We start from the raw sequence: 24,325 nt of genomic DNA on the forward strand, positions 1-24,325 counted from the left end.
AGGATTGAGTGGATATGACAGCAACATTAAGCAATTGGATTGGTGGAAAATGGGTAGCCTCGGTATCAAAGCAGACAGAAGCCGTTTACAATCCGGCAACGGAAGAGGTGCTGGCTTATGTGCCGCTATCTTCGAATGAAGATGTGGAGCAGGCTGTAGCCAATTCGAAGGAAGCATTCACTTCATGGAGCCGCACACCTGTACCGAAACGGGCCCGCGTATTGTTCAAATACCAGCAGCTGCTCGTTGATCACTGGGAAGAGCTGGCACAGCTTGTAACGAAAGAAAACGGCAAAAGCTACGCCGAAGCTTATGGCGAAGTGCTGCGCGGCATTGAATGCGTCGAATTTGCGGCGGGTGCGCCTAATTTGATGATGGGCAAGCAGCTTCCTGACATTGCGACTGGACTGGAATCTGGCATGTACCGCTATCCGATTGGCGTAATCGGCGGTATTACACCGTTTAACTTCCCTATGATGGTGCCATGCTGGATGTTCCCGCTTGCGATCGCCTGCGGCAATACGTTCGTGCTTAAGCCATCGGAGCGGACGCCGCTGCTCGCCAATCGTCTTGCTGAGCTTTTCCATGAAGCGGGTCTTCCGGCTGGCGTGCTGAACATCGTTCATGGCGCGCATGATGTCGTTAACGGCTTGCTGAAGCATCCCGATGTAAAAGGCATTTCCTTCGTTGGCTCGCAGCCGGTAGCGGAGTATGTATATCGCACAGGAACGGCGGAAGGCAAACGTGTTCAAGCGCTCGCTGGCGCGAAAAACCATTCCATCGTTATGCCGGATGCCGACCTTGATCTGACGGTCAAAGAAATTACGAACGCTGCCTTCGGCTCCGCAGGCGAACGCTGCATGGCTTGTGCGGTTGTCGTCGCTGTTGGCGACGTGGCTGACAAACTCGTAGCCAAGCTGCTGCAAACAGCGGATTCGCTAACGATCGGCAACGGTTTGGAGGAAGGTATTTTCCTAGGTCCGGTCATTCGCGGACCACATAAAGAGCGGACGCTTCGCTATATTGAAATCGGCGAGCAAGAAGGCGCACAACTGCTGCGCGACGGACGCAAAGATGCTGCGGCTGCGGCAGATGCAAAAGGTTATTTTGTCGGGCCGACCTTGTTTGATGGCGTACAGAAGGAAATGACGATCTGGAAAGATGAGATTTTCGCTCCGGTACTGGCGATTGCACGGGTTGCGACGCTGGAAGAAGCGATTGAGCTTGCCAATGCGTCGGAGTTTGCAAATGGCGCTTGTCTGTTCACGAAGGATGGCAGCAACGTCCGTACATTCCGCGAAACGATTGAAGCGGGCATGCTCGGCGTCAACCTTGGCGTTCCAGCACCAATGGCATTCTTCCCTTTCTCCGGCTGGAAAAAATCGTTCTACGGCGATCTGCATGCCAACGGCACAGATGGCGTCGAATTTTACACACGCAAAAAAATGGTGACCGCTCGTTGGTAGCCTGAAGGGCAGCCAAATGAATAACGGATAATCGCATAAAGGAGACCAATCAAAATGGTACAAAAAATTAAAATCGGCATTATCGGCGCAGGCCGCATCGGAAAAATCCATGCCGACAACTTGCTGCGGCTCCCGCAGGTGGAAATTGCCGCAATCAGCGATTTGTTCGCTAACGCGGAGCTGGAAGCATGGGCTGCTGAACGCGGCATCGCTACCGTTACGAAAGACAGCGCTGCGCTTATCGCAGACCCTGCAATTGACGCCATTTTCATTTGCTCTTCAACAGATACACATGTGCCGCTCATTAAACAGGCTGCGGAAGCAGGCAAGCATATTTTTTGCGAGAAACCGGTCAGCATGACGCTTTCGCAAACAGAGGAAGCAGTCGAAGCGGTAGAGAAAGCGGGCGTAAAGCTGCAAATCGGCTTTAACCGCCGCTTTGACCACAACTTTAAACGGATTCGCGAGCATGTAGAGCAGGGAACGATTGGCGAGACGCATATTATAAAAATTACGTCGCGCGATCCGAACCCGCCTCATAAAGATTACATCAAGGTGTCCGGCGGTATTTTCATGGATATGATGATTCATGATTTCGATATGGCGAGATTTTTGGCAGGCAGCGAGGTTGAGGAAGTTTTTGCGCAAGGCAATGTTCTCATTGATCCTGTATTCGCAGAATGCGATGATCTCGATACTGCGATTGTGACGCTGCGCTTTCAAAACGGGGCGCTCGGCGTAATCGACAACAGCCGTCAAGCCGTATACGGCTACGATCAGCGTGTCGAGGTATTCGGCTCCAAAGGCAGTGCCGCCGCAACGAATGATCACCCGAATACAGCGGAAATTAGCACAGCCGAGGGCATTGTGCGGGATAAGCCGCTGCACTTCTTCCTTGAACGTTACAACGCTGCTTATGTAGAGGAAACCCAGTTGTTTATCGAAGCGCTGCTGCTGGATAAGAAGGTAAAGGTCGATGGTCACGATGCGCTGCAAGCCGAGCGGATTGCAAGAGCGGCGAAACTGTCAGTGAAGCTTAGACGGCCAGTGAAGCTAAGCGAGCTGCACGAGCTTACGTAAGTAGACGGATACAAGAAAGGTTGTGTGCGCAAGTGTCTGATTTAATCGTAAAACCAAGCGCTGCTCCGGGCGAGCAGGGCGAACTGATGAACATAACGCCGCAAAGCGCAGGATGGGAGTATGTTGGTTTTCGCATCGTCCATCTGGAGCCGGGCGAGCAGCTTAAGCAGAACACGGATGAAAATGAAGTATGCCTCGTGCTGCTGAGCGGACGCGCGGATGTGCGCACTCAGAAAGAAGAGTGGAGCAATATCGGCCAGCGGATGAGCGTATTTGAGAAAATTCCGCCATATTCGGTTTACGTGCCCAATGATGACTTTTATCAAATTGAAGCGGTAACTGCGCTGGATATCGCCATTTGCTCTGCTCCTGGCCAAGGCCAGCATGAAGCGAGACTGATTGCCCCGGATGCTGTAGGTGTTGAGCAGCGCGGATATGGCAATTTGGAGCGGCAAATCCATAACATTTTGCCAGAAACAGCGCCGGCGGACAGCCTGCTTGTCGTTGAAGTGTTTACGCCAAGCGGACATTGGTCCAGCTACCCGCCGCATAAGCATGATCAGGATGCGCTGCCGAATGAATCGCTGCTGGAGGAAACGTATTATTTTCGCGTAGAGCCTGAGCAGGGCTTCGCCATTCAACGTGTATATACGGATGACCGTTCGCTTGACGAGACGCTTGTCATTCGCAATGGGGAGGCGGTTCTCGTGCCGCGCGGTTACCACCCTGTAAGTGCGCCTCCGGGCTATGAGGTGTATTATTTAAACGTGATGGCTGGACCTACCCGCATTTGGAAATTTCATAATGATCCGGACCATGCCTGGATTATGACGAAGCCTGCTGAAGATACGGCTAAAGCCTAGAAAGCAGCGCCGGTTTACAAGGGCAACAACTATAGTAGAAACCAGCTTTCGTTTTGTGGAGGCTGGTTTCTATCTTTTTAAGCCAATTACACCAATTTCATTGCAAGATAACATGCTGTGATACATAATAAATCTACCAGTTCAAAAGTAACGGAGGTCGTTTATGAAAGCTACTATTTATGATATCGCCAGAGAAGCGGGCGTCTCCATTGCGACGGTCTCCCAAGTCATTAACGGCAAGGGGAAAATCAGCGAAGAGCGGCGAAATGAAGTGATGCGCATTATGGAGCGGCTTAACTACCAGCCGAGTGTAATCGCTTCCGCGCTTACCGGGAAGCGGACGTATACGCTTGGTCTGCTCGTTCCAGACATATCCAACCCCTTTTTCGCCGAAATTGCCCGTGCCGTTGAGGATCAGAGCCGCCGATTAGGCTACAGCCTCGTCATATGCAGCACGGACAATAAAGACGAGCGGGTAGAGCGTTATTTGTCGCTGCTGCGGCAAAAAAGTGTGGACGGCATCATTATCGGTACCGGAATCGATAACGAAGATATTATTAAGCCGCTGCTGACGCAGTCCATCGCTGTAGCGCTCATTGCGCGGGATATGCCTGCTCTGGCTGTGCATACGGTCATCGTTGAGGATTTTAAAGGCGGAGCGCTTGGCGCTGAGCATTTGCTGAAGGAAGGGCATCACCGGGTCGCGGTGCTTGCCGAGCATATGAAGGTCAGCAGCAGCCGCGAACGGGTTAGCGGATTTAGAAGCATCGTTGAAGCGGCAGGTCTGCCCTGGTCCGACGCTTCCGTCAAGTTTTGCGACTATACGCTGGAGGATGGCAAGCGCAAAGCGCTGGAGCTGCTGAAGCAGACGGAGCGTCCGACCGCCTTGTTTTGCTGTAATGAGCTGCTCGCTATTGGCGCGCTGCAAGCGGCAAAGGAGCTTAAGCTGCGCATCCCGCGCGACGTATCGGTAATCGGCTTCGACAATACGATTTTAGCCTCGGTCAGTGATCCGCCGCTAACGACGATTGCCCAACCGATTGAAGCAATGGGGAAAAAGGTTGTTGATTTGCTGGTGGAAGCGCTGCAGGAAAAAACAGCTGCGGCCAAAGCGGAACGTATCGTTCTGGAGCCCGAGCTCATCGTTAGACAATCGACGAGTTCCATGCATCTGTAACCTGTGACGATTTTGCTTAAGAGGAAGGGCGGCTTTGCAGTTTGTTTTTGACAATAGCCCAAATGAAAATAAATGTCATGGAGCCGCCTTCAATAATAAGCGATACAAACGGAAACCAGTAGCTTAAATAGCGATCCACTATGTAGCTTTCATTGCTATAAGGAAACATCGGGCTAAACACGAATATCGCTCCAAAAACATATACCCATAGCTTATGCGATTTCATCCCCAGCCACTGCGAAGTACCTTCCGCAACAGCATAATATAAGGTTGAGATCGTAATAAACGAGCCCGAAATAAAGATGAGCAGCAGCAGCACCTCAATTCGTTCAAAAATAATAAACTGGGTCACTCTCGACAGAATGTAAACCGGGTTTTCAAAATGGCCCGCCATTACAGGCCCCATGACTGCTATGCTGTATAATAAATACAGCGTCATGACCGAGGTGCCAAGCACAACCGCATATACCTTCATGCGGAAAATGTTCTTCTGGTTCTGGATATGCGGCATCAGCATCCCCATCATAATGCAAATGCCGAACCAGCTGCCTGGATAGATCGCTCCATGCAGGGCAGGAAACAGTCCGTTCTCAAATTGGGGAAGCAGATAGCCCAGCCGGAGATAGGGCGTACAGCTAGCGAACAAAATAATTGAAGTTAACAAGATAATAACGCCAATTATTTGGCTAAGCCTCGCGATGGCTTCAATTCCTTTTACAGCTGCGAGCCCTGCGCATAACGTCATCGATATGGAAAAGACGAGGCGAGGTGTTTCGGGCATTAACGTCCGCGATAAAAAATCGCAGTAAATCCACATGGCCGTCACTATTACTCCTAGAAAGAACAACAGAAAAAAAAGGCCAACGACCTTCCCTGTTTTTCCTAATATCGAGCGCGTATATTGAATCAGTGATTGTCCGGCATACATTCTGCCGAGCCGATAGAGCAAAATCGCCACATAAATATCGATGACGGCCCCTAATGCCATAGACAGCCATAGGTCCTGCTTCACCTTGGCAATCAGTTGGCTAGGAACCGAGAAAAACGTAAGAGAGGTAATCGATACAAAAATGATGAAAAAGAATTGGCTGGCTGATATTAGATTATTCTTTTTCAACGACTATCATCCTTTTTTATTATGCCGTCAATAAGCAAGCCAGACTTAACAATTTCGATCGAAATGCTCGTCTGCACATCTATTTGAGCAAGCTCCTCGTTCCAGTTGTTTTTCATTTTTTTCCAGCTTTTTGCATCCCGGCGATGAATCGCCTCTCCGAAACCAATTACGTCGCTTTTATAGGAGCGAAACAGCTTATAGACGGTTTTTTCAATCGAGGCGGTAAGCGCATCGCTGAGCTCTTTTTTCAACAGATCGGTTGTTTGCTTCTCCGACAAGTCCAAAAGCTCCGTCGACGTCTTAATGGAAGCTTTAGTTTTCATGCGTACATTCATTTTCAGCTTTCCGTTTACATAAACCGGACTAATCGCCATATGGATGCTGTCCAAATCAAACATGACAGATTTTATGTCCTTGGTCGCAATTTCAAACATGCCCATTGAAGATAGTTCGGTAAGCCAACTGACGATCTGCGCTTCCTCGCTATTGAGCCAGCCAACCATTTTATTATTGCGAAAGACAGCAAGGTCCGTAATTTCCATAATCATGTTTTTTGAGCCTGTTGAATTGACTAGAAACATGCCAGGTACGGCTGCTTGAAAGCTGGTCTGCTCGAGTCTTGGCAAAAATTGATACAGCTGAATGCCGCCGCTTGTCGGCTTGTATCTTTTGCTTTTAAAATAAGCTTTCCATTCATCCGCAGCCACCGCTTGCAATTCCTGTGAACGGGTCAATACTTCCTTAATCGGCCGCCTTGACACCATGATCCAGCTGTTAAAGTTTTGATTCGGCTCGCGCCAGAAAAAATCCATCATATCGTCCATGCCTTGACGGGCTAAGCGTTCACCAATAAGGATAACCTTCGTTTGGGAGAAAAAGAGGCTTTTCTTCGCTTGCTTGCGAATCACCTCCAATGCGCTTTCAATTGTGACCCCGGTCGCTGCATAGGTAGCAATGGCTCTGCGCTGCTGTCCGCCTCCGCCCGCCGCAACGGGAAGTGTTGGATTAACGAGCTGGACAGTCACCTCGAGCTGTCCTTGTTTATTTAGATCAAGCCCAATGGCTGACACGACCGTCAGCTGGTCAAAATTGATTTGGCTCCAGCAGCCGCTAAGCAGCAGCAACAGACTGAGAATAGCAGCATATTTGCCAAGGCGGAAAAACACAAGGTAGTCCCCCTTCGATAGACATTTGGATTACCGTTTATGACGGAGCGTAAACCAGGGAACGCGAAAAATGGCTTGCTCGGCCTCTTTTTTCTTAAATGGCGCGAACGGGGACAAATAGGGCATGCCTACGGATTTTATCGACGCGAGCTGAGTGCCTAGCATAAATAAACCGATGATAATGCCGTAAAGCCCTAGCAGCGAAGCTAACATCAGCATGAAAAAACGCAGCATGCGAATCGTTCCTGACAGCGAGATCGACGGAATCGTAAACGAGGCAATCGCTGTGCCAGCCACAATCATGACCGATGGGGAAGAGATAATACCGGCTTGTACGGCGGATTCGCCAATAACAAGCGCTCCTACGATACTGATGGCAGATCCAATAGAACGGGGCATCCGAATGCTCGCCTCGCGCAGCCCCTCAAAAATGATTTCCATAATCAGCGCCTCCATCAAGACGGGAAAAGGAACACCGTCACGAGCCGACAGTATGCTGCTAAGCAGCTGTGGGGGAACCATTTCCGGATGGTAGGTCAAAATGCCGACATAGGTAGAGGGCAGCAGCAGTGTGATGAAAAAACCGGCATATCGAATCCAGCGGATAAACGTAGCTACCGGGTAAGCCAAATAGAGATCTTCCGTCGTTTTGAGCAGGTGAAACAGTGTGCACGGAAGAGCGAGAACGAACGGGGTGCCGTCTACGACAATGGCCACACGCCCATCCAAAATAACGCCGGCAATATCATCAGGCCGCTCGGTGCTGTATACAGTCGGGAAGAAGGAGGTCGGGCTGTCTTTAATGATTTCTTCAATATAATGAGACTCCAACACGGCATCTATGTCGATAGACTCCAGCCGTCTGCGTATTTCGTCAACCGTTTCCTTCTCAGCCCGGTCATGGATATAGACCATCGCGATTTTCGTATGCGAAAGGTTTCCTATAGTTAGCGTTTCCACTCGAAACGCCTTGTCCCGAATTCGCCTGCGAATCAGCGAAAGATTTACACCGAGTGCTTCAACGAAGCCATCCCGAGGACCTCGGATGACACTCGATGATGCCGGCTCATCAATGCTGCGCGTTTCGTATCCCTGCGTATTGACCGCAATGGCTCCCTTGCTGTCCTCTACTAAAATAATTGTCCAGCCGCTAACGAGCAGAGGCACGCACTCCTCGCAGGTATATACCATTTTGACATGATTCGCAGTCAATATATAACTGCAAAGCAGCTGATGAGGGGGCTCGCTTTGATCGAGCAGCTTTAGCTGCTGGGTTCCTGAAATGAGTGGCGATATGACATCGGCATTTAAATTTTGCTTGCTTACAAGTCCGTCAATCCACACGACAGAGGCCGGAATACGCTCCTCGCCAATCAAGCAATCTCTTGTTGATAAATCAGAGCTGTTGCCAAGCTCGGACACTAGCTCATTATAGAGGTCGCGCTTCGTGTTTTCCTTGCTCTCGGGCATAAAGCGGCAGCTCCTTTTGCTAAAGCTTGTTTTGTTTGGATGTATCACATAGTTATTGTGGCTAAAATTGGCTATATTATTCGATCAACGCACGGCGTAATTTGAAAGCAACAGCTAGGCATTATTATGGAAAGCAAGTACAATGAAACTTAAGCTAATAATGGAATCAAGCGTAACGATGAAAGGGGCTTATTAAAATGTCAAAAACAATTGGGCTAATTGTAGGAAGCTTGCGAGAAAATTCATATAATCGGATGGTGGCGCAAACGCTGAGCGAGCTGGATGCTTCTATCGTATTTAAGTGGATTGAGCTTAAGGAGCTTCCTTTGTTTAATGAAGATTTGGAGGCGGGAGACGGACCAGAGGCTGTACAGCTGTTCAAGTCGGCTATTCAGGCAGTCGATGGTGTTATTATTGTGTCGCCAGAATACAATTCCGGCATTCCGGGCGTGCTCAAAAATGCGATTGACTGGGCATCCAGGCCTTCACGCGGCTCCGTGCTGCGCAGAAAACCATTTGGCCTCATTGGCGCAACGCCAGGCGGCATGGGAACCGTGCATGCCCAGCTTCAAACGCGGCATATCCTGGAGTCCGTCCAGGCGCAGGTGCTTCCTTTTCAGAAGCTGCTTATTTCACAGGTTCACACGAAAGTAGATGCGGAGCAGCATCGCCTAACAGATGAGAAGACGAAGGAATATTTGCAGGCTTATTTGCAAAAGTTTGTGCATTGGATCGATCATATTCCTGCCTTAGATTAAAGAACAACTATAGCATTTTGACACCGCCGTGGGAGAGGGGCCCGATGAATGGAATCAGCAGCAGAAAGATGGTATGAAATTGCCAATACGGTTAATCGAAACTGCACTTTAGCGGATAATTTGAATCAGCTGTATCGTTCCAGCTCCTCAGAACAGAGGATTCATATGCCGGAACAGCTTGGACGCGGTTACTGGCAGCTCAATCAGATTCATTCGTCCATGGAGCTTGTCATATGTGATGCCTCATTCCATAAGGCAACTTCCTTGCAAAGCCTGGAGCGGAACAACAGCTTAAAACTAAGCTTTTGCCTTGGAGAAAAGCTTCAATGGAACGTCGAAGAGCTTGGAAAAGAATATCAGCTGGAGCACGGGGAGGTTTCAGCCTTCGGACATCTTCCCACAAGCAGCAGCTGCCAGTTTAACGTCAATCAGCATATTCGCGGGGTAACTCTCAAGCTGGATCGCCTCACGGAGATTGGCGCTTTACAGCAGCTGCCGCTGCATAAAATTTCAACCATATTGACAGAAAATCGCGAGCCTTTTCATCATTCCTCGATGACGCCGGAAATGAAGCGAATTACGCAACATATTTTTCACTGCAATTATCAGGGAGCGATTAAACAGCTTTATTTAAGCGGGAAGGTGCTTGAGCTGCTTGCCGTTTATTTCAATGAAGCAATTTTGCAGAAGCAACCACAGCCAAGCTTGCCAGGATTATCCCGCACCGATATTGACAGCCTGCACCGGGCCAAACAAATCGTCGATGCGCAATTAGTAACGCCTCCTAGCTTGGAAGCGTTGAGCAAGCTCGTTTGCTTGAATGAATTTAAGCTCAAAAAAGGCTTCAAGCTGCTGTTCGGCCTGCCTGTTCATGCTTATATTATTAATCGAAGATTAGACGACGCCTATCGCTTGCTTGAGGAAGGGAAGCTGAACATTACCGCAGCGGCAGCAGCCGTCGGCTTTAGCAAAGCAAGTCATTTTTCAGAACAATTCAAACGAAAATACGGGATCAATCCCTCTGAATATTTCAAATTTTATCCTCAAAAAGAAAACCGCCGCTAAAAATCCGCTTATGGAACCTCTTACTCCCGATTTGGGTATCAGCCCAAACCCAATATATGCGATATTAGCTTATACATCGCGCTTTATGTATGAGAATGATTTTTAATATCAATTATGTTGGGACGGAGTGAAATGAAGACGAAATCAGAAATATCCGGCTTAGTTCAAATTGCTGGCGAGCGGAAAGGGCTGTTAATAACAGCCAGCATTTTCTCAATCCTTTCGAGCCTGCTGCAAATTGTACCGTTTATTGCGGTATATAAAATCGTCCAGGAACTGCTCATTCATGCGCAGCAGCCGGCCAATATGAACAAAGAGCTGCTCATTCATTGGGGAATCATCGCTTTTGTCTCCTTGCTTGGCATGCTTGCAGCAATGTATGTTGGGGGAATGTGCTCGCATATTGCGGCTTTCAACATTCTTTATGAGCTTCGGGTGCGGCTTGCAGCGCATGTGGCGAAAGTGCCGATGGGATACCATACGAAAACGGCAACGGGAGAGCTCAAGAAGATCATTGAGGTTAGCGTGGAAAAGATTGAAAAGTTTATTGCCCATCAGCTGCCCGATCTCATTAGCGCAATCGTCATTCCAATCGTGTTAATCGGTTATTTGTTTTGGCTGGATTACCGAATGGCACTCGTATTGCTGCTCCCGATTGGCGCAGGCGTGTGGCTGCAAACCAGATTGTTCGGCAGCGAAGCTGGCAAAGAAGCGTACCGTGAATTTCAGTATGCGATTGAAGAGATGAATGCAACGGGGATTGAGTATGTGCGGGGAATGCCAGCAGTCAAAGTGTTCGGCATCACCGCAGATTCATTTCTGACGTTCAAGCAAGCCGTTATGAAATACCGCGATGTTTCTTTGAAAATTACGGCTATCTGCAAGACGTCGTACAGCCTCTTTTTTGTCATCATTATTTCGCTGTTTACATTCGTCGTGCCGATCGGCTTATTGCTGTTCAGCGGCCAAGCAGGCAGCCAGTCCTTCGCTATTACGTTTATTTTGTTCCTCATCGTTACGCCTAGCCTATCGGCACCGCTGCTGAAGCTGATGCATTTAGGAAGCGGGCTGCGCGAAATTGTCGAGGGACACAAGCGGATTGAGGCTGTATTTGCCGAGAAGGCCGCTCTGGAGCCGGCTTCGCCCCGAGTGCCTCATCATTACGACATTGCCTTTCAAGACGTAACCTTCGCTTATGAGCAGACGGAAAGCAAAGATTTTAAGCCTGTCCTGCAAAAAGTTAGTTTTGCAGCTCATGCAGGTGAGCTCACTGCTCTTGTAGGACCTTCAGGCGGAGGGAAATCAACCATCGCGAGCTTGCTGCTGCGATTTTGGGAGGTGCAGGAGGGCATCATTTCGATTGGCGGTATTCCCATTCGCGATATTGGAACAGACAAGCTGATGGAGCTCGTATCCTTCGTTTTTCAGGATGTTCACCTCTTTTACGATACGATTGAGGAAAATATTCGGATGGGCAACAAGGCGGCCACCAGGGATGAAGTGCTGGCAGCTGCAAAAACGGCCTGCTGCCATGAATTTATCGAGAAGCTGGATCAAGGCTACGATACCAAAATTGGACAAGGCGGCACGTATCTATCTGGCGGTGAGGCTCAGCGCATTGCGATTGCCCGAGCCTTGCTTAAGCGCGCCCCGATACTCGTACTCGATGAAGCAACAGCGTATGCCGATGCTGAAAATGAATACAACATCCAGCAGGGCATCGCCCAGCTGGTGAAAGGCAAAACCGTCATCATTATCGCCCATCGCCTCTCTACCATCCGTTCCGCTCAGCAGATTCTCGTCGTCCAGCAAGGCAAAATTGTCGAGCAAGGCACCCATGAACAGCTGCGCAAGAAACAGGGGCTGTATGAGCAAATGTGGCTGGCCCATCAAAGTGCGGCTTCATGGAAACTGGGCGTTAGAGGAGGGGAGCCTCAGCTGTGAGAAACTACTTTTATAACATTTCCGGCGGTTCGCCTAAAAGCTTATGGCCGTCTGCTATTGCTGCTCTTTTGGACGGCATCGCGAAAATCATTCCCGCCGCGCTGCTTGTAGATCTTTTCAATACGATTTACCTATCGTTTGCGCAGCCAGAGCTTGGCCTGAATACGAACCGCATGTGGATCGTGTGCATGGTACTGTTCGTTTGGCTGCTTGTAGAATATGCAGCTTACGCTTCTCTTTACGATAAAACGTACCGGGCGGCTTACAGCCTCGCTGCATCAGGGCGATTAAAGCTGGCTGAGCATATTCGCCACCTATCGCTCGGTTTTTTCGGCAAACGCGATCCTGGTGACTTGACGAATCTTATTTTGAGCGATTATGGACAGGTGGAGCATACGATTTCTCACAATGTGCCGCAGCTCATCAGCGCTGTCGTGCTGCCCATTATGGCGCTAACCGGTCTTATATGGCTGGACTATCGAATGGCACTGGCGATGTTTATCGCCGTTCCTCTTGGCGTGCTGTTATTGTGGCTGACGGATAGGCTTCAAGCACGGCTGAGCGAAAACCACGTGCAAGCTAAAAATGAGGCGGCTAGCCGCCTTCAGGAATATTTGACGGGCATTCGTGAGATTAAAGCTCATCATTTGGGCGGCGAACGCTTTGAGCGGCTGCGCCTTTCGTTTGACCGTCTAAAACAAGCATCAATCCGGCTGGAAGCGATTATGGGACCGATGATTATGGGGGCGATGCTGCTTGCCCGATCGGGAATGACGCTAATGATTTGGACCGGCAGCTATTTGCTTGTCGGCGGCAGCTTGTCTTTGCCTGTGTTTCTGCTGTTTCTGCTCGTCGGAACGAAAATCTTTGAGCCCTTGACGATTGTGCTGATGAATTACGGAGAAATGCGTTATTCCGCCTATAGTGCCCAGCGCATTATGGATGTGCAGCAGGAGCAGACGCTGGAGGGGAGTGCAGATATTGCCGAGGCTCATCCCAGCATCATTTTTGACCAGGTGACCTTCGGTTATGAGGCGAGGACGCCTGTGCTCAGCGGCGTTTCCTTTACGATTAAGCCAAAGACGATTACGGCGCTTGTTGGGGCATCGGGGAGCGGGAAAAGCACCATTAACCGTCTAATCGCGAGATTTTGGGACATTCAGGCGGGGACGATTCGTATCGGCGAGCAAGCAATCCGCTCGATTGCTCCCGAAAAACTGCTGCAGCACATTTCTATCGTCTTTCAGGATGTTTATTTGTTTCAAGATACGATCGGAAACAATATTCGGATTGGAAAAATGGATGCCAGCCAAGCGGAGATTGAAGCAGCGGCGAAGCGTGCATGCTGCCATGATTTTATTTCCAGACTGCCGCAAGGCTACAACACGCCAGTTGGGGAAGGCGGATCAACGCTGTCAGGCGGTGAAAAACAACGGATATCGATTGCACGCGCGCTGCTGAAGAACGCTTCTATTATTTTACTTGATGAGGCTACTGCTTCTCTTGATCCTGAAAATGAAGCGGCTGTCCAGCAAGCGATTAATGCGCTGGTAGCGGATAAAACGGTCATATTGATCGCCCATCGCTTAAAGACGATTCAAAACGCAGATCACATCATCGTGCTCGATCAAGGGCGTTTGGTCGAGGAAGGAACGCATGACCAGCTGCTGGGCGGACAAGGCATTTACTCCCGTTTATGGCATTTGCAGCAGCAGGCCGAGGGCTGGCAGGTTCAAACCTGAGCTAAGCCAGCTGGCTAATATTCTAGCTTATACATTTTGAGAGGAGAAATAACGATGAAAAAGGCAGTTATGATGTTGGTGTTAAGTTGTATGATCATATTGGCGGGCTGTGGCAGCCAGCCAGCGAATGGGACGGGGTCGGCTAGCGAGCCTGAAACGACGGAAAGCAATGAAGCGGCAAAAACAACGAAAACGGTGAAAAACCCGAATGGGGAAGAGGTTGTTATTCCGCTCAAGCCTCAGCGCATTGCTGATCTTTCTGGAGGAACCGAGGAGCTGCTGCTGCTCGGCATTGAACCTATTGCTACTGCAAATGCAGATTACGGCAATCAAAGCGAGCTGTCGCCGACCATTAAAGAACGCATGAGCAAGGATGCGATTAATCTGGATTGGTACGCAGAGCCTATCAATATTGAGCTGGTTACAGCCGCAGATCCGGATTTGATTATTTTGGGAGCCACGTTTAATACGGAAATGTATGAGCAGCTTAGCCAGATTGCCCCCACCATTATTATTCCGCATGCCTATTATGAATGGAGAGCGCGCTTCAGCTTCCTGGCCGAGCTGTTTGATGAAGAGGAAAAAATGAAGCAATGGATAGCCGGTTATGATGCAGCAGCAATGGAGTGGAAAGAAAAACTAGCGCCGATCATCAAGGATGAATCCTTCGGGATGGTTGAAACGTATCCGAATAACATCGTTGTTTACTCTACAACGGGATCGGCGGAGCTTATCTACAAAGATCTAGGCTTGAAACGTACGGAGGGCATACCTGATCCCGAGGATTGGGGCGGCAAGCAAATCAGCTTGGAGGGCTTGTCTGCGATCAATCCAGATCATATGCTTTTAATGGAAAATGATGAAAATAAAATGGCGGACAGCAACGTTTGGAACAATATAACAGCCGTCCAAAAAGGCAACATTTATAAAATTTCAAATGTCGATAATTATAACTATTCCTATACGGCCATAGGCCGACTGGAGCTGCTCAACCGGGTAGGCCAGCTTATCTTGGACCATCATAAGGATTCATAAACGAGACGAAATACGAAGGACCAGCAGGCTGTGGCCGCTGCAGAGCATGATTCTGCGGCGGCCGCAGCTTATTTTTTGAAGAAGAATAGCTAGCTGGATTGTACGGCAAGTTAGAAGAATAAACAATTAAGCTGGAATTAAGATAGAGTTTTCTCTTACATAAGATTGATCCGCTATAATATGACTACGATAAGGGGAGTGGGACAGATGAGAAAATGGGCTAGACGGTTAGGGAAGACAGTGGTTTTTGGATTGCTTGCTATCGTTGTGCTAATGGGAGCAGGAGCCGTATATGAACAAGCAAGCATCCGAAATGATTTGAAATCTTATACACCTAGCGGTAAGCTGTACAAGGTTCATGGGGAAAACATGCATGTATATACGGGCGGCCAAGGGGATGTTACCGTTGTGTTTGCCTCCGGTTGGGGCACCGCCAATCCTTATGTGGATTTTTCTCCGCTATATGAGAGGCTCGCGCCTCATGTGAAATTCGCCGTTTACGACAGATTTGGTTATGGGTACAGTGATACGACAAATAAAAAGCGTGACATCGATACGATAACGGATGAAATTCACGAATTGCTGGAGACATCTGGTCAAAAGCCGCCTTACCTGCTTGTGGCACATTCGTTGGGATCGCTGGAAACGATTCGGTATGCACAGAAATACCCGGATGAAGTTCAAGGTATTGTGATGATAGATGGCGGAAGTCCGGAATATTATTACAAGGATTCTGAAAAGCCAGTAAGTAGCGGTCTCAATAAGCTCCTGATCAAAACGGGTGTGATTCGATTGCTATTTCAATCCGACAGCGTTATCGAAAACTCGCTTGCTATTCGCAACGGATTGAAGTACGTGTCCGAAGACTTAAAGAAGATTGATCATACCGCATCGTTGCTCAAGCTTGAAAATGCCAATATAGAGGACGAGCTGCTGCGTTCGCAGGTTAATGCAAAGGTCGTTTTGGATGCGAAACAGCCGTTTCCTTTTCCGCTTACCATATTGACGGCTGATTATTTTGGGGCGAGCGAAGAGCTCTGGACCAAAACCCAAGCAGCCTTTGCATCCTGGTCCTTGCAGCCAAAGCAAATCATTGTTCAAGACACCGAGCACTACATTCATCAATACCAGCCAGATCTTGTTGCAGAAGAAATATTGGCTTTGGCTAAGCGCTAGACCATTAAAAAGGAGATGGCCCTGGTTCGGGCCATCTTCTTTTTGGCATGTGTACTGTATCGCGAGGCTTCTTGATACTCGATCTATGCCTTGAAAATATCGTCGATTACCTCAATCTCCCGGCTTGTTAACTGAGTTTCCAGCGTCAATAAATTGTTGGTCACTTGCCCGGCATTTTTGGCACCTGGAATAAGGACCTGAATGGCCTCTCTCGTTAAGTACCAAGCAAGCACAACATGGGCAACCTCGACTCCTTTAGCTTTAGCGATTTTCTGAACTTGTTCAACCTTTTCCAAATTTCTCAGAAATGCCTCACCTTTGAAATAAGGAAGGCTTGTCCGAAAATCATTGAAGGTTGAATCCTTCGTATATTTGCCGGCAAGAAGTCCGGATGCAAGAGGGAAGTACGGGATAAAGGTAATTTGATTGTCGATCGTATAAGGAAAGTAGTCCGACTCTGCTTTCCGGTTCAGCAGATTGTATTCCCCTTGGAACACGTCGACGTATTGATCCTTGTTGGCAACATGTAACTGATCCAGTGAAAAATTGGACAAGCCAATTGACCGAATTTTACCTTCATCCTTTAATTGCTTCAAAGCCCCAATTGCTTCATCTTTAGGCGTATGTTGATCAGGATAATGAATATACAGAAGGTCGATATAATCGGTTTGCAGCCTTTTCAAGCTTTTCTCGGCTTCTTCGCGCAAGAAGGCAGGCGAGTTGTCCATCACCAATTTGCCGTCTGCGAATTTTGGCGATACCTTTGTTGCTATTACGACCTTCGAACGATCTCCAATCTCTTTGACTACCTCGCCAATCAATTCCTCGGAGCGTCCATTGCCATATAAGTAAGCCGTGTCCAGCATGTTAATGCCGTTTTCGATAGCCGTGCGGACTAGGTGCTTGCCTTCTTGTTCATCCGTGCCGGGAAAAAGATTATGAGCGCCAACGGCATTCGTGCCGAGTCCGATTGGATTGACGTAAACCTCTGATTTTCCAAGCTGTACGCGATTTTTCATAGGAATACCTTCTTTCTTTTAACAATTGGAGCAGCGATTAAGCTCTTGCGTTACTTTTTGGCTTGCCTCAATGACATGGCGTGTTAAGCCTTTTACGATCTTTTTTGGCATGTTCTCGATGGAATCGGCAATTGAAATGGAGGCAATGACCTCACCGGCTTTAAACACCGGCGAAGCAATACAATGTATGCCTTCAATAAAATCCTGATAGTCGCCAGCAAATTGCTGCTGTTTAATGACGTCCAAATGGCAGAGGAGCAAGTCGACCTCCATAAACGCCTTTTCCGCTTCCTTGCCCAAAGCGAGCCGTGAAATATATTGAAGCCGATCTTCCGCTGCCATATGGGCTAAGAAAACTTTGCCTAATGCCGTTTGATGCATCGGATGGAGGCCGATAGAATCGACATTGACCATTTGCTCCGCTTGCGCATCATAAACCTTTCGGGAGATTACGCCATCCTCATGCAGTATGCCTACAAATACATCTCTGCCGGTGCTTGTCCCTAATTGCTGCAAAATTTGCGAAACGGACCAGTGAACAGAACGATCACTTGCTGAACCCGTCGTGGAAACCCGCGAATGAAGCTCATAGTATTTATCCCGTTTGACAATATATTTCGCTTCTTCAAGCGTATGCAATAGGCGAAACACGGTCGTTTTATTCATATTAAGCCGTTTGGAGATGTCCGTTAACGACAAACGAAAGTTCTCCTGCAGTAAATCTAGAATTTGAAGGCCTTTCTTTAAACTGGATACCTCATATCCGGATATGATTATCACCTCAGTTTCAAATTAAGTTTAAAATAGTTGCAGCTCGTGAGCAATGAACGTTTGTTTTGTTTCACAATGTGAAATTTAGTCGCTATCCGAACCGTTCCGAACATCAGTGTATGAAGGAGAAATGGCATCACGAAGCAGGAAGAATAGGACAATTCCCATTTACTTGTAGTATAATGGTTACTTCAATAAGAGATGGAAAATAGGAAAAGAGGGACCGAATGCTTACTATACTGGTTGCTGACGACGATGCGAACATTCGCGAACTTGTCTGTTTATTTCTACGCAACGACGGATTCGCAACAGTTGAAGCTGCGGATGGCAAGGAAGCACTGGCCGTCTACGCCTCGACGCATGTCGATCTTGTTGTACTCGATATTATGATGCCGATAATGGATGGCTGGACGTTATGCAAGGAGCTCAGAAGAGCCAATCCTGATCTGCCGTTGCTTATGCTGACTGCACGAGGCGAAACATGGGAGAAAGTGAAGGGGTTCGAGCTTGGGACGGACGATTATTTGACGAAACCATTTGATCCGTTGGAGTTGACGGTACGGGTTAGGGCCTTGCTGAAACGGTACCGGATTGGCTCCACGCAGACGATCCAGTTCGGCAACGTCATTCTTGACCGGCAGTCCTATAAGGTAATGAGAGGGAGCGAGTCGCTCACTTTGCCGCTCAAGGAGTTCGAATTGCTGTATAAGCTTGCTGGAACTCCCGGACAAGTGTATACGCGGGAGCAGTTGATCGATCAAATTTGGGGGATCAATTACGCTGGAGATGATCGAACGATAGACGTACATATTAAACGCCTGCGCGAACGGTTCGGGACTACACCGGAATTTCGTATCGAGACGGTGCGCGGACTTGGCTACCGGCTTGAGGTTTATGAATGATCAGCTCCTTATAAGCTCTTGTCCCGATTAAGGACAAGAGCTTATTTTTTAATGGATTTTTATTCGGCAAGCTCCGGCGATTGATGGATAGTTTTTATGTTAAATCTACAACTACTTTAACCGTACCTTTAGCTTCAATGGCTTTAGTAAAGGCTTCCTGAATATCATCCAGCTTATAAACCTGCGTAATAAGGGTGGACAGCTCATTTTTAAAGCTTGAAAGATGCTGGACCACCTTGGAAAAATCCTCATGTGTATACCCGCTGGAGCCTTTAAGCTGTACTTCTTTGGACATGACCTGCTGCAAGCTAATCGGCACATCGGTTTTATAAACGGCAATAATTGAAATTCTGGCTTTAGGCTTCACGATTTTCATGATAGCTTCAAACAAAACGGGAGCACCCGCCGCATCTATAAATACGTCTACATTTGGTACTTCAACACCATAAACGTTCACAGTGCCAAAATGTCCAGCCAATCCCTCTGCAAGTGTCGTTTCTGACGTATTGACGGTTAATGCCCCTAATCCGGCGGCTTTGGACAATCGCCATTCGTCAATGTCGACCACACAGACGTGCTTCATGCCTTCAGCAATCAAGCTGGCTGCAGCGAGAAGACCGATAGGGCCTCCACCCATAACGACAATCCGATCTTCAGGCTGAGGGTTTGCGCTGAAAGCGCCGTGCCGTCCGACGCTCATCGGTTCGATCAGTGAAGCTACCTCTACGGGAACGCTTTTATCTATTTCATATAAGTTATAGTTAAGTTCAGCTTCTTCTATTAAGACATACTGTGAAAATCCGGAACACTCCAGCGATTTGCGTCTCCCGACTTTTTTGGCTGTAATCGGGTTAATGCCTACACGCATTCCCATTTCGATCTGGGAAGAAACTTCGGACCCTATTTCCACCACATCGCCGACCATTTCATGTCCAAATTCCGAACCAAGAGTAATTCCCATATTGCCTGCACCGACTTTGACAATATTAATATCAGTACCGCATATGCCGCCACGCAGATTTCTTACGAGAACATCCTTTGGGCCTACAGCAGGAATCGCTTTTTCTTCAACTCGAATGTCATTTTTGCCAGAATAGATCGCTGCCTTCATCATGTACCTTCACTCCTCATAGATGATAATCGTTCAACCGTTTTTTCGCATCTGCTAAGCCGTAATCGGATAAACTAAATCCTTTCAACAGATTCCAATAACAGATTCCAATGATCGATTGGATGGCCTAATCATGCAATAATAATGTTTCAAAGTTGTTAAAATAATGTTTATGAGATATTAATCATGCGTATAAGGACGATTCAAACCAAATGTTGCTTCGCATTAAGGCTTAGCTTAAACAATTTTTTAACAACTATTTATTATGATGATACTAATGCGTCAGAAAGGATGTTTTTATGATCAATATACTTGTAGTGGAGGACGATACAAAGCTTAACCAAATTTTTTGCGCTTATTTGTCCAAAAATGGTTACAATGCTAAAGGTTGTCTGAACCCGCGTGAAGCTTATGATTTAATGTATAACCATATCTATGACCTTCTCATTTCCGATGTGATGATGCCGGAGATCGACGGTTTTGAATTTGCAGAGACAATAAGGGGGATCAATAAGACCATCCCGATTCTTTTTGTGACTGCCCGTGATGATATATCCTCCAAACAAAAAGGTTTTTTTGCCGGCATTGACGATTACATGGTTAAACCGATTGATTTGGATGAACTGGTTTTGCGAGTGGGTGCCCTGCTTCGAAGGGCGAATATCGCCCATGAAAAAAAACTGAGGGTAGGAAGCCTGTTGATGGACGCAGACGACATGACCGCTGCAGTAGACGGCAAGGAAGTACCTGTGACGGTTCGAGAATTCAACATTCTGTACAAAATGCTTTCCTATCCCAAACATACCTTTTCGCGTGCCCAGCTTATGGACGAGTTCTGGGGCATTGAAAGTCAAACTAGCCTGCGCGCTGTGGACGTATATATTGTCAAGCTTCGGGACAAGTTTTCCTGCTGTGAAGGCTTCAAAATTATGACCGTGCATGGGCTAGGCTACAAGGCAGTGCTGCAATGAATAAGAAACAGAAACCAGATGCGAGAATGAAGTCACCGCTTTTTTCATGGAAAGAGTTTGTGGTCACTTATTTATTGTTGTCTACGCTGACTGCGGGACAAGCGCTAATCTATGATGCTTATCAGCCAATCGAACATGTGCCGTGGCCGTACATTTTCGGAATCTCGGGCTATTGGATTATCGTCAGCCTTATTTTTTGCCTCGTTACTGCAAGGCAGAAGTACAAATCCTTTGACAAGCCCATGCGAAAACTCAGCGAGGCGGCCAAGCAGGTATCAGAAGGAGACTTTTCGGTCTATCTCGAACCGATTCACAGAGCGGATAAGAAGGACTACGTAGATGTAATGTTCGAGGATTTCAACAAGATGGTCGAGGAACTGAACAGCATTGAAACGCTGAAAAACGACTTCATTTCCAATGTATCCCATGAAATCAAGACACCGTTGTCCGTCATTCACGGTTACGCTACGGCACTGCAGCAGGATGATTTGCCGCCTGAGCTGCGGAAGGATTATACGGCTACCATCATTTCTTCTACCAATAAGCTAGCAACACTTGTCGTCAACATCCTTAAGCTGAACAAATTGGAAAATCAGGAGATCGTGCCTGTTGCCGAGCCCTACGATCTGTGCAGGCAGCTATGCGATTGCGCGCTATACTTTGAAAATGCTTGGGAAGAAAAAAAGATCGCATTTATGGTGGATATAGAGGATCGTGCCATCATTCGCGCTGAAGAGAGCATGCTGGAGATCGTGTGGCATAACCTTTTTTCCAATGCTTTAAAATTCACCGCTCCCGGGGGAACGATTACCCTAAAGCAAATTTCGGATGAGCATGCGATCACGGTCATGGTATCAGACACAGGCTGCGGGATGGACGAGGAAACGATGAAGCATATTTTTGATAAATTTTATCAAGGCGATCCTTCCCATCATGCGGAGGGGAATGGCCTCGGTCTTGCTCTTTCGCTCCGCGTAATTGAATTGGTAGGCGGTGTCATTTCGGTTAAGAGCGAGCCTGGAGAGGGTACAACCTTTACAGTCCAATTAAAAATTGATAAGTAATAGGTACGCAGCAGGGCAGCCTGGGTTCGAACAATCGAATTCAGGCTGCTTATTTGGTTTAACCGTATGGAAGCTGCAAGGGGGAGGGAGAAACGCTTGTTTTTGGCTAAAGTTGACAAGAGGAGAGTTCTCCGTTTAATCTAAAGAAGAGATTAAGTGGAAAACTATCCACTTAATCTCAATAAAAGAGAGGAGCAGGATAACGTACGTCTGCATTTTATATATTCCATTTTCAATAAAATAAAAGGCAGTAGCGAAAGGATGTTTAAGATGAATTATTCCGATAATAGTGTAAGTGAAAAAGCAGCGCTTAGTCTGTTTAGTAGTGACAGTCCTGAAAACCCGTTTCCGATTTTCGCCCAGCTGCGTGAAACGGGAGCTGTCATTCCTATTACTGTACCCATGGGTGGCACAGATCGCCAACAATGGTTGGTCACGCGAATGGAAGAAGTGTCACAGGTACTTAAGGATCATGCCCGCTTCACTGTAGACCCAGAAACGATCGGTGGCAGCAACGAATTTAAAAAAGCCTTTATGGAAAACACAGATGCATCCGCTCCAGATACCTTTTTCACCGGAAAATCGATGCTTTCTGTCGATGATCCTGATCATCGGCGGTTACGCAGGCTAGTTTCCAAAGCCTTCACGCCCAAATACATGGAAAGCCTTCGGCCGCGTGTGCAGAAGATTGCGGATGAATTGCTGGATAAGGTGCAGGATCGCGGTGAGATGGACCTAGTCAGAGATTATGCTTATCCTTTACCGATTCACGTAATATCCGATATGCTTGGGGTACCTGAAGCAGACCGCTCGCAGATCCATGACTGGTCTAAAGCGATTTCACATGGTCTAGGTCTTGGTGTGCGCGCACCAGGAGTAGAGGAACATTTGCGCGCTTTCGGTGAATACACGGCGGAGCTTGTTGCTGACAAACGCAAGCATCCGGCTGATGACTTGATCAGCCAGTTAATCGCCATCGAAGAAGAGGGGGACAAGCTGAGTCAGCCAGAGTTGATCTCCATGATTACCCTATTGATCTTTGCTGGCCATGAGACGACCTCAAATCTTATTGCCACAGGAACATTGATGCTGTTAGATCATCCGGAGCAGTTGGAGAAGCTCAAAGCTGATCTTAGTCTGGCTCCGTCCGCCTTCGAAGAGCTGCTTCGTTTCAATGGGCCAGCTACCATGTCGGGACCTCGCTTTGCAACGCAAGATATTGTACTTGCTGGTCAGCCGATTAAAAAGGGAGATATGCTGATTCCTTTATTGAAATCTGCAAACCGGGATGAATGCCCGTTCGCACAAGCAGAAGAACTGGATATAACTCGTACGATTAATCGCCATCTTGCCTTCGGTCATGGCATCCATTCCTGCTTGGGCGCGCCACTAGCTCGCGTAGAGGGAGACATTGCATTTCAAACGCTGCTGAGACGGATGCCCAACCTGCGACTCAGCATTCCTCGGGAAGACATCTCCTGGCATTTCGCGCTGAGCTCACAGAGTTTAGCTGCCCTGCCAGTCGCTTTTTAAGGAAAAGACGACAAAACATGGTTCATTTTTAAAAAAAGCCTAATTCAGGCGGCAGACTGCCGTCGATGAATTAGGCTTGTTCGTATTAATGTGATGCATTTAATGTGATGCATTAAAGAAAGGTCTGGCATAGCTGCTCCAAAATACGGTCGGGCGAGTTGCCGCGCACATTTTTTTGAAACAGATACGAATCGCTGCTGAGGGCGTTCAACAGCATGTCTGTTTTGAATAAGCTGAGGGTCTGTGGTTGGTTGGTTTCTGCTATCCATTCTTCAATCAGTCCAAGTAGCAGCTTATGAAATTTGTCATAGATGGGACTTTTCGTTTTGGGGTCCGGCACATTATTAGCTGAATTCTCGACACCGGCAAGCAGTTGCGCATTTTTCTCTCTGAACTGAATAAACACAGCAAGCAGCCCGCGCAATCGGTCAGAAGCCGGGCGGTAGGCATTCTCCTGCAAGTATTTCTCAATATCCTCGAACAACATCGTCACGTTGTCTTTGATTAAATGCATGCATAGATCACTTTTGTTGCGGTAACGCCGGTACAGGGTTCCCGCTCCGATTTGCGCTTCGACGGCAATCTGGTTCATGCTGACCTGTTCGACGCCGTGCAGCTGAAACAACTTGTTAGCCGCTTCCAGAATACGCTGGCGGTTCTCGGCAGCATCACGTCGCTCTGAACGGTAGGTTGCATTTGTTTCATTCACTGTTTATCACTTCCCATCCTTCATCTGAACCCCTATTTACAAGTGGAGAATTATCCGCTTAATCCTAGTAAAAAAAGAGAGGAATGTGCTGACTGAGGAAGTCTGCATTGAAACAGTAGCAGTATTTTTTCTATGAGTCAACATCTAATGTAATGAGGAGTAAATATTTATTTATACAAATAAGAT

At 47.8% G+C, this 24,325-nt stretch carries 21 protein-coding genes; 14 read left to right on the forward strand and 7 right to left on the reverse strand.

Annotated elements, in window-relative coordinates; all coding sequences use genetic code 11:
• Positions 1-14: 14 nt before the first annotated feature.
• The 4 genes from BBD42_RS24830 (at position 15) to BBD42_RS24845 (ending at position 4,586) form a co-directional block, all read left to right on the forward strand.
• The gene (locus BBD42_RS24830) at positions 15-1,466 is read left to right on the forward strand and encodes a CoA-acylating methylmalonate-semialdehyde dehydrogenase (RefSeq protein ID WP_099520328.1); all 1,452 of its coding nucleotides are present in this window, start codon (positions 15-17) and stop codon (positions 1,464-1,466) included.
• Positions 1,467-1,520: 54 nt separating this feature from the next.
• Positions 1,521-2,546, forward strand: coding sequence for an inositol 2-dehydrogenase (gene iolG / locus BBD42_RS24835; protein WP_099520329.1), 1,026 nt, complete (start codon positions 1,521-1,523; stop codon positions 2,544-2,546).
• A 32-nt stretch (positions 2,547-2,578) separates the two neighbouring features.
• The gene (gene iolB, locus BBD42_RS24840) at positions 2,579-3,409 is read left to right on the forward strand and encodes a 5-deoxy-glucuronate isomerase (RefSeq protein WP_099520330.1); all 831 of its coding nucleotides are present in this window, start codon (positions 2,579-2,581) and stop codon (positions 3,407-3,409) included.
• 163 nt (positions 3,410-3,572) lie between these two features.
• Positions 3,573-4,586 carry a LacI family DNA-binding transcriptional regulator gene (locus tag BBD42_RS24845; protein ID WP_099520331.1) on the forward strand — a complete coding sequence of 338 codons (1,014 nt, stop codon included), beginning with the start codon at positions 3,573-3,575 and terminating at the stop codon, positions 4,584-4,586.
• 16 nt (positions 4,587-4,602) lie between these two features.
• Here BBD42_RS24845 and BBD42_RS24850 read toward each other — a convergent pair whose 3' ends face one another.
• Genes BBD42_RS24850 through BBD42_RS24860 form a run of 3 tightly spaced genes read right to left on the reverse strand, consistent with a single transcriptional unit; the run spans position 4,603 to position 8,339 of the window.
• Positions 4,603-5,703, reverse strand: a complete 1,101-nt coding sequence (locus BBD42_RS24850) for a GerAB/ArcD/ProY family transporter (RefSeq protein ID WP_099520332.1) — start codon at positions 5,701-5,703, stop codon at positions 4,603-4,605.
• Entirely contained in the window at positions 5,700-6,869 is a 1,170-nt protein-coding gene (locus BBD42_RS24855) for a Ger(x)C family spore germination protein (RefSeq protein WP_099520333.1), read from the reverse strand. Before BBD42_RS24855 ends, BBD42_RS24850 begins: the two co-directional genes overlap by 4 nt.
• A gap of 30 nt (positions 6,870-6,899) precedes the next feature.
• Positions 6,900-8,339, reverse strand: coding sequence for a spore germination protein (locus BBD42_RS24860; RefSeq protein ID WP_099520334.1), 1,440 nt, complete (start codon positions 8,337-8,339; stop codon positions 6,900-6,902).
• 197 nt (positions 8,340-8,536) lie between these two features.
• Between BBD42_RS24860 and BBD42_RS24865 the strand changes: the two genes are divergently transcribed.
• From BBD42_RS24865 to BBD42_RS24890, 6 genes are all read left to right on the forward strand, one after another.
• The gene (locus tag BBD42_RS24865) at positions 8,537-9,097 is read left to right on the forward strand and encodes an NADPH-dependent FMN reductase (RefSeq protein ID WP_099520335.1); all 561 of its coding nucleotides are present in this window, start codon (positions 8,537-8,539) and stop codon (positions 9,095-9,097) included.
• A gap of 48 nt (positions 9,098-9,145) precedes the next feature.
• Complete coding sequence (locus BBD42_RS32375) at positions 9,146-10,162, forward strand: helix-turn-helix domain-containing protein (RefSeq protein WP_099520336.1); 1,017 nt, start codon at positions 9,146-9,148, stop codon at positions 10,160-10,162.
• Positions 10,163-10,294: 132 nt separating this feature from the next.
• Positions 10,295-12,106, forward strand: coding sequence for an ABC transporter ATP-binding protein (locus tag BBD42_RS24875; RefSeq protein ID WP_099520337.1), 1,812 nt, complete (start codon positions 10,295-10,297; stop codon positions 12,104-12,106).
• Positions 12,103-13,848 (forward strand): ABC transporter ATP-binding protein, encoded by a 1,746-nt coding sequence (locus tag BBD42_RS24880; protein ID WP_099520338.1) that lies wholly within the window; start codon positions 12,103-12,105, stop codon positions 13,846-13,848. The genes BBD42_RS24875 and BBD42_RS24880 overlap by 4 nt, the downstream gene beginning before the upstream one ends.
• A 54-nt stretch (positions 13,849-13,902) precedes the next feature.
• The gene (locus BBD42_RS24885) at positions 13,903-14,883 is read left to right on the forward strand and encodes an ABC transporter substrate-binding protein (RefSeq protein ID WP_099520339.1); all 981 of its coding nucleotides are present in this window, start codon (positions 13,903-13,905) and stop codon (positions 14,881-14,883) included.
• Between the two features lie 207 nt (positions 14,884-15,090).
• Positions 15,091-16,059, forward strand: a complete 969-nt coding sequence (locus tag BBD42_RS24890; protein ID WP_099520340.1) for an alpha/beta fold hydrolase — start codon at positions 15,091-15,093, stop codon at positions 16,057-16,059.
• A gap of 83 nt (positions 16,060-16,142) precedes the next feature.
• Here the strand turns inward: BBD42_RS24890 and BBD42_RS24895 are convergent, their stop codons facing one another.
• Both BBD42_RS24895 and BBD42_RS24900 read right to left on the reverse strand, forming a co-directional pair.
• Positions 16,143-17,078: an aldo/keto reductase gene (locus tag BBD42_RS24895; protein WP_099520341.1), complete on the reverse strand. Its 936-nt coding sequence runs from the start codon at positions 17,076-17,078 to the stop codon at positions 16,143-16,145.
• Positions 17,079-17,096: 18 nt separating this feature from the next.
• Complete coding sequence (locus BBD42_RS24900; protein WP_237163221.1) at positions 17,097-17,777, reverse strand: IclR family transcriptional regulator; 681 nt, start codon at positions 17,775-17,777, stop codon at positions 17,097-17,099.
• Positions 17,778-18,076: 299 nt separating this feature from the next.
• On the opposite strand from BBD42_RS24900, the gene BBD42_RS24905 reads away from it, so the two are divergent.
• The gene (locus BBD42_RS24905; RefSeq protein WP_099520343.1) at positions 18,077-18,751 is read left to right on the forward strand and encodes a response regulator transcription factor; all 675 of its coding nucleotides are present in this window, start codon (positions 18,077-18,079) and stop codon (positions 18,749-18,751) included.
• A 94-nt stretch (positions 18,752-18,845) separates the two neighbouring features.
• Here the strand turns inward: BBD42_RS24905 and BBD42_RS24910 are convergent, their stop codons facing one another.
• Positions 18,846-19,865: a zinc-dependent alcohol dehydrogenase gene (locus tag BBD42_RS24910; protein WP_237163222.1), complete on the reverse strand. Its 1,020-nt coding sequence runs from the start codon at positions 19,863-19,865 to the stop codon at positions 18,846-18,848.
• Positions 19,866-20,161: 296 nt separating this feature from the next.
• On the opposite strand from BBD42_RS24910, the gene BBD42_RS24915 reads away from it, so the two are divergent.
• The 3 genes from BBD42_RS24915 to BBD42_RS24925 all read left to right on the forward strand — a co-directional run bounded on the left by BBD42_RS24915 (position 20,162) and on the right by BBD42_RS24925 (position 23,430).
• The gene (locus BBD42_RS24915; RefSeq protein WP_099520344.1) at positions 20,162-20,833 is read left to right on the forward strand and encodes a response regulator transcription factor; all 672 of its coding nucleotides are present in this window, start codon (positions 20,162-20,164) and stop codon (positions 20,831-20,833) included.
• Entirely contained in the window at positions 20,830-21,897 is a 1,068-nt protein-coding gene (locus BBD42_RS24920) for a HAMP domain-containing sensor histidine kinase (protein ID WP_099520345.1), read from the forward strand. The genes BBD42_RS24915 and BBD42_RS24920 overlap by 4 nt, the downstream gene beginning before the upstream one ends.
• A 156-nt stretch (positions 21,898-22,053) precedes the next feature.
• A complete protein-coding gene (locus tag BBD42_RS24925; protein ID WP_237163223.1) occupies positions 22,054-23,430 on the forward strand; it encodes a cytochrome P450 family protein in 1,377 nt (458 codons plus the stop codon).
• 112 nt (positions 23,431-23,542) lie between these two features.
• On the opposite strand, the gene BBD42_RS24930 is transcribed toward BBD42_RS24925, so the two are convergent.
• Positions 23,543-24,139, reverse strand: coding sequence for a TetR/AcrR family transcriptional regulator (locus BBD42_RS24930; RefSeq protein WP_099520346.1), 597 nt, complete (start codon positions 24,137-24,139; stop codon positions 23,543-23,545).
• Between the last annotated feature and the right edge of the window lie 186 nt (positions 24,140-24,325).

Origin of the sequence: Paenibacillus sp. BIHB 4019, from assembly GCF_002741035.1 — a bacterium.
GTDB lineage: Bacteria > Bacillota > Bacilli > Paenibacillales > Paenibacillaceae > Pristimantibacillus.